Source organism: Clostridium sp. (assembly GCF_051656525.1).
Taxonomy (GTDB): Bacteria; Bacillota; Clostridia; order Clostridiales; family Clostridiaceae; genus Clostridium.
Genome location: NZ_JBOGCC010000366.1, coordinates 65,493 through 72,913 on the forward strand (window position 1 = coordinate 65,493; position 7,421 = coordinate 72,913).

Consider the following 7,421-nt stretch of genomic DNA (forward strand, 5'->3'; position numbering starts at 1 on the left):
TCTTTATTTTTGTTTGCTCAACTTTAATTGCATCATAAAAATTACTACTGATCCTACTGCCATAAATATTACACCTATATAATTGTGTGGATCTAAAATTGACATATCATGAATTAATATTAATGCCAATATTGGTGATAGTACTGGCTTTATAAAGAATATTAATGATGACATAGTTGCACTAGTATTTTCCATTACCATAAAGAATAATGCAAATGATATACCTGATACAAATATTGATATATATAAAAGTAGTATTATATTGTGCATACTAATTCCATGTAATATTGGAATATTGCTAAACATTGATAAATTCTTGCTTATCATAAAATTAGAGATACTTTTTATATGAGATAATCCAATTATTATTAAAAGTTCTGCACTACCTATTAAAAAAGTAAATACAGTTACAGTTAGTCCATCTAATTTTCTCTTAACAATAGTAAATTTACTCATTATACTATATAAAGCAAAAGTAAATCCTGAAGCAAGTGCCATCATCATACTTGGAAGTGCACTTCCACTTAAATGAAATGGATTAATAACAAAAATTAATCCAATAAAACATATAATTAATCCACCTATAATTCCTTTTGTTATCTTCTCTTTAAATATTACACTTGCAAGTGCAATCGTAAATATTGGATTAAAACTAAATATAACAGCTATAATTGCTGGATTTGATCCTTTCATAACTACAGCCCCAGTAAATAATGTCATACTAATTATGATACATATAAATCCTGTAATTAAAAAATATCCTAAATCTTTTAAGTCTAATCTTCTTCCTTTTTTCTTTAATTTTTTCATTGCTAATGGTAATAATACTAATCCTCCTATAAGAAATCTTATAAAGTTCAACTGAATTGAATTAAATGCTCCATCAGTACATTTAATTGCTATTTCCATTGTGCTAAATAAAAATGTAGATATTAATATTAATCCTATATATTTTTTCATATTTTTTCCTTCTTTTCTTAATTTAATATACTAAGTTTACCTCAAGCATATTAATCCAATATTAAGTATATTAATTTTAAATTAACTTTAAATTATTTATCTTTAAGAAAAAAACTTCTATCTAAATAGAAGCTTTTTTTCTCAATTCTTATTTTATTAGGTCCTTTTAGATCTTTTCTTAAATCTCTTTTCCGATTAATTTTTTTATCATATTTTATTGAATTAGTTTCTATACATACCTTCTAATGTTGCAACTTCTAAAATGTGTCCTCTCATTGCATTATATAAGTCATTAACTAGGAATCCATTTTCTAAATTTAAATCTGTATCTAATGCGTATACTCTTAATTCATAAGTGTGTTCACAGTTTGGAGGTGCCATTCCACCATAGTTTGAAGCATCTTCTCTAGATAATGCATCTCCACCTAGTATCGGTGCTCCCCAGCTGTTAACTCCTTGAACAAAATTTGAAGTATTAGAAGCTTCTCCTTCTTCAACCTTAGTTTTCTTTAAATTAGCTCCTGCCCAATGAATCCAAGTGAATCCGCATACTGGAATTGCATCATGGTCATCTAAGATGAATGCAAAACTTTTAGTTCCTTCTGGTGCATTTTGAATTTCAAAATCAATTGAATGATTTGGCATTCCATTTAAAAATTTTTCTCCATGTTTTCCATGCTTATCATGGAAATATCCTTTTTCGTTTATTGAATTACTTTTAATTTTCATCATAATAAATTCCTCCTAAAATGTACATATCGTACTTATATTTATATTATGTAATTTTTGTTTTTTTATTTTGTTCCCTTGAACAATTCTTATTATAGACCTAGAAAACCTAAAGGTAAATTACCCACTTTTTTGTTAGCGTAAATTTAATTTTAAATTCTTAATTACTTACATTTTTGAGGCCACATACCACTCCCCAACAACTTCATCTCCATCTATTTCTATAAATGTAAGTTTACCATCACATTCATCTGCTGGTGTAAAAACTCCTGTATCTGTACAAATTACTTTTTTTCCAAATCTATTAGTTCTAATTCCTACTTTAGTTTCTTTTTTAAATGCATTTTGCATAGGAGTATGTCCAATTATAATGTTATACACTGAAGATCCAAAGTCTTCTTTTTTAAGTTCTTCATCAAAGGTATCAAACCAAAGTTGTCTATTTAATAAAAGCTCTTCTTTCATTTCTTTTTCTTTTAGTATTTCTTTTATTTTCTCTTTTGATGAGTTTATATCTACGTTAAAACCACCATGCATTAATAAAAATGTGTCATTTATAAATATATAATGTGGTAATTCTTTTATATAGTTATAAATATCCTCTTTATAATGCGGTCCTCTTTTTTTCATATCCTCAACAACTTTTTTACCATCATTTTTTGTCCAATCTTTTACTCTTTCATCACCTTCTATAGCAATTTGAAGAACATATTCATGATTTCCTTTTATATGAATTATATTGTCATGTGCTCTAATATAGTCGATAGTCTCAAAGCTTTTAGGTCCTTTATCATTAGTATCACCTATAACGTAAAGAACATCTTCTTCTTTAAAATTTATCTTTTCTAAGCCTTCTAAAAACTCATCAAAACACCCATGAACATCACTAGTTACAAAAATTCTCCCCATTAAAATCCACTCCTTATATTTATTATTTTAACTATATCAAATCTTTTTCTTAAATTCCAACTTAACGTAGTTAAGAATTAAGAATTGAGGAAAAACTCGCTAGAGTGCATTTTCGAAATAAAAAAGAAATTGGCGTTGCCAATTTCTTTTTTGTTTTGAATTTTAAATTAAATTTCCTCTTACTTATTAACTCTTCACTTAAATCCTTCTCTTTCAATAAAATTTGTCATCAGACAAATTTTAAACCCCCAAGAATCGCTTACGATTCAACCTAATTCTAATTTTTTAATTTCTAATTCTTAATTATCTTAAAGATCACATTCGCAAAGTTCTTCAAGTTTTTCCCTCAGAGTAATCTCTTTACTTTCACTTGCTAGTGTACTTATTGTGTCACCAGCCATTATGACCGTTTCTCCATTCGGGATGAGCACATCCCCTTCCCGTTCTATAGAAACTATCAGTACGTTCTTACCTAAGTCTACTTCTTTAAGCTTTTTACCTGCTATACTTGATCCCATACTAACTATATATGATACTACTACTTCACCTTTGTTTTCTTTAGCATATTCTTCTCTTTTAACTTCTGGTTCCATTGAATGAAGTCTTATTTTAAATAACGATTCATATACTGGATCACATCTTAAAAGTTCAGCTACCATATATGCAACACCACAAACTACAATAATTGGTCCAAATTGTGTAAATGATCCACTCATTTCACAAACAAGCATTACACCTGTTATTGGCGCTCTTACTATAGATGCAAACATTCCTGCCATCGCAAAGAGAATGAAGTTTGTTAAATATATTCCATCTAAATTAAAAAATTGTATTGAAATTTCTGCAAATATTAATCCTACTAATGCTCCTAATGTAAGTAATGGAAATAAAATTCCTCCTGGTGTTCCTGATGCAAAACTAATCATTGAAAATATAAATTTCGCTATTAATAATACAATTGCAAATTTTAATAATATATTTCCATGTAATGCTGAATCTATTAATGTTTTTCCACCACCTAAAACTTGTGGAATAAAAAGCCCAAAGAACATTGCACACACAAATGGAATTATCATTTTAAATTGCATTGGTAATTTTATTTTTTTATAAAGTCCCATAGTTTTTAATAATGACTTATTATATATTACTCCCGCTCCTCCAACAACTATCCCTAAAAGAATTAAATATCCATAATATTTAAAAGGAAGTGTCGCAAGTACATGAGAACGTAATATTGGTCTTTTTCCAAAGAAAAACCATGTTACTGCATCCGATGATACTGCTGCTGCTATTGCAGATACAAATAAAACCGGTGTAAATTTTTTATGTACTTCTTCAAGAACAAACATAACACCTGCAAAAGGTGCATTAAAAGCTGCTGCAAGTCCGGCACCTGCTCCGCTTGATATTAAAAATCTTTTTTCAATTTTTAGCTTTTTTGTTAAATTTCCAAAAAAATGTCCTACACTTGCACCTAATTGAATAGATGGTCCCTCTATTCCTAATGATAATCCTGAACCTATAGCTAGAACTCCACCTACAAACTTATAAATTATCAATTTTATTGGTGATGGTGCTTTAAAATATCCTGTTAAAATCCCCTCGATTTGTGGAATACCACTACCACTAATCATGGATTCATCTTTAACCATAAGCCCTACTATAATTCCTATTATGGCTAAAATTATTAAACCTATAATTATGTATAACACATGTTTACTCATAAAGTTATAAGCTAAATAAGTGTAGCCAAGTATATGATCTAATACCAGTCTATATAAAGATACTATGACCCCAACACCGATTCCAACAAGTACACTTTCAAGAATCACTCTAAGCTTTGAGGCGTTAATCATCCTCTCAATCTTGCTATCCATTTTTATCCTCCTATTTAATTGACTTGTAGATAAAATATGACTTAATTCAGATTATTTTGAAACTTGCCTAAACTAACTTATTTATCCTACATTAATATTATATATCTCTATAAACTTTTAACTCAAAGGATATATTATTAAAAAAATATAAACTTTTTTCTTTTTTATTTCTTTTTTTTACTTTTTTGTATTTTAATTGTAAATGTAAACCTTATCTTAGTATTTATGCTATTTCTAAGTAAAATATTATTTAATTTCACTCTGAATCTCTCTACTTTTTTTATAATATTTTACCCATTCTTATTCTTTTTTTATTCATATTATTAATTTTTTATTTTCCATATTTTTAAAAAAGTGTTACCTTTTTATTAATCTAAAGGTAACACTTTTAATTTTTATTTCATTAATTTACAAATATCATTTACAAAATCTGTTGGATCTTCTACACTTAATCCTTCCATTAATAAGGCTTGATTATAAAGAAGATTTACATAAAGATTAAACTTATTTTTATCCTTTTCATAATACTCTTTTATAGCCTTAAATACTTCATGATTTGTGTTTATTTCTAATATTTTCTCTGATTTTACATTTTCATTATTTGGCATTGCTTTTAATATTTTTTCCATTTCTATTGAAAGCTCACCTTCTGATGAAAGGCATACAGGATATTTTTTTAATTTAGATGAAGCTTTTACATCTTTAACCTTACCATCTAAAACCTCTTTTATTCCTGTAAATAAATCCTTATTTTCTTCATTTACTTTTGTTTCTTCTTCCTTATCTTCTATTCCTAAATCTCCTGAAGAAACTGATTTAAATTCTTTTTCATCAAAATTTTGAAGTGCTTTAATTGCAAATTCATCTACATCTTCTGTGAAGAAAAGAATTTCATAACCTTTATCTAATACCATTTCTGTTTGTGGCATTTTTTCTATTCTTTCAATTGACTCACCTGAAGCATAATAAATATATTTTTGATCTTCCTTCATTCTTTCAACATACTCTTTTAAAGTTACCATTTTCTTTTCACTTGATGAATAGAACATAACTAAATTTTTTAAATCATCTTTATTGGCTCCAAAATCATCATATATTCCAAATTTAAGAACTCTTCCAAATGACTTATAGAATTTATCATAGTTTTCTCTATCATTTTTTGTCATAGATTCAAGTTCATTTTTAATCTTATTTTTTATATTTTTAGCAATCTTTTTAAGTTGTCTATCATGTTGTAATAATTCTCTTGAAATATTAAGTGATAAATCTTGTGAATCTACTATCCCTTTTACAAATCCAAAATAGTCTGGCAATAACTCTTCACATTTTTCCATTATTAATACTCCATTAGAGTATAATTCTAATCCCTTTTTATACTCTTTTGTGTAATAATCATAAGGTGTATTTTCTGGAATATATAAAATTGAATTATAACTAATCATTCCATCTACACTTATATGCATATGCTTAAGTGGCTTATCAAAACCAAATCTTTTTTCAAAATAGAAATTATCATAGTCTTCATCTGTAAGTTCCTTTTTATTTTTTCTCCAAATAGGAACCATACTATTTATAGTTTCCTCTTCTTTGTATTCCTCATACTGGTCTTCTGAACCCTCTTTTAATTTTTGTTTTGTTGCATCTATTTTAATTGGATATCTTATAAAGTCAGAATATTTTTTAACTAAACTTCTTAATTTATATTCATTTAAATATTCATCAAAATTCTCATCTTCACTATTTTCTTTTAGGTGAAGTGTTATTTCAGTTCCAAAACTTTCTTTAATAGCCTCTTTTATAGTATATCCATCTACTCCATCAGACTCCCAAAGATATGCTTTATCAGAACCAAAAGCCTTAGTTAAAACTTCTACATGGTCCGCTACTAAAAATGCTGAATAGAATCCTACACCAAACTGTCCTATAATATCGTATCCATCTTTTAATTCATTATCATTTTTAAATTGAAGTGAACCACTTTTAGCAATTACACCTAAATTTTCTTCAAGTTCCTCTTCAGTCATACCAATTCCTGTATCTTTAATTGTAAGAGTTCTCTTCTCTACATTTGGTATAAGCTTAATAAAATAATCACCCTTATTAAAACTTAAAGTACTATCACTTAAAGTTTTATAATAAATTTTATCAATTGCATCACTAGCATTTGATATTAACTCTCTTAAAAATATTTCTCTATTTGTATAAATAGAGTTAATAACAATATCTAATAATCTTTTTGATTCTGCTCTAAATTGTTTCTTTTCCATCATGAAACATCTCCTTCCAAAATTTCCCTTTATTAGCACTCTATTTATTAGAGTGCTAATCCATAATTCTGTTATATCATATTAAAATTTTATTGTCAATAACTGTATGCACATAAAAAAATCTACAACTTTCACTGTAGATTTTTTTAGACAATATTAAAATTTATATAACTAAGGCTAACACATGAAATGCTCATTTAGAGTATTCTAAATGTATATCATATATTCTATTATACTATTAAAATCTCTTTTTGTAAACATTAGCATATACTTTTTATTTTTCTTTTACAATATTCTTATATCCTAAATAAGTTACTACAAAATATCCTGCATATATTACTATTATTACGCCCATTGTCATTAATGATGCATCAACTATACTTGATTTACCAAAATTTGCTATAAATTCTTCTGATACATATATTCCTATTGTTGAGTGAATTAATGCTAAAATTAGTGGTAATCCAAAGTACGTTAATGTTTGAGTAAATATAGTTCTATTTATCGATTTTTTAGATGCTCCAATTTTTCTAAGTGCTACATATCTATCATAACTATCACTTGCTTCTGAAAGTTGTTGAAGTGACAGTACCGCTGCACTTGATACTAGGAATATTACTCCTATATACATTGCTATATAAAGAATCATTGATGTCATTTGACTTTGTCCTTGCTTTGC

General features: G+C 27.0%; 6 protein-coding genes. All 6 read right to left on the bottom strand.

The features are described from left to right. Window positions 1-3 precede the first annotated feature (3 nt). Window positions 4-960, bottom strand: coding sequence for a DMT family transporter (locus ACRDDY_RS18060; protein WP_438566317.1), 957 nt, complete (start codon window positions 958-960; stop codon window positions 4-6). A 222-nt stretch (window positions 961-1,182) separates the two neighbouring features. Further along, on the bottom strand, window positions 1,183-1,692 hold the full coding sequence (locus ACRDDY_RS18065) for a YbhB/YbcL family Raf kinase inhibitor-like protein (RefSeq protein ID WP_438566318.1): 510 nt from the start codon (window positions 1,690-1,692) through the stop codon (window positions 1,183-1,185). A gap of 165 nt (window positions 1,693-1,857) precedes the next feature. After that, a complete protein-coding gene (locus ACRDDY_RS18070) occupies window positions 1,858-2,598 on the bottom strand; it encodes a metallophosphoesterase (RefSeq protein ID WP_438566319.1) in 741 nt (246 codons plus the stop codon). A 308-nt stretch (window positions 2,599-2,906) separates the two neighbouring features. After that, the gene (locus tag ACRDDY_RS18075; protein ID WP_438566320.1) at window positions 2,907-4,475 is read right to left on the bottom strand and encodes a chloride channel protein; all 1,569 of its coding nucleotides are present in this window, start codon (window positions 4,473-4,475) and stop codon (window positions 2,907-2,909) included. 395 nt (window positions 4,476-4,870) lie between these two features. Then, the gene (htpG, locus tag ACRDDY_RS18080; protein WP_438566321.1) at window positions 4,871-6,742 is read right to left on the bottom strand and encodes a molecular chaperone HtpG; all 1,872 of its coding nucleotides are present in this window, start codon (window positions 6,740-6,742) and stop codon (window positions 4,871-4,873) included. A gap of 274 nt (window positions 6,743-7,016) precedes the next feature. Further along, window positions 7,017-7,421 (bottom strand): FtsX-like permease family protein (locus ACRDDY_RS18085; RefSeq protein WP_438566322.1); only part of this gene is annotated, 405 nt, incomplete at its 5' end.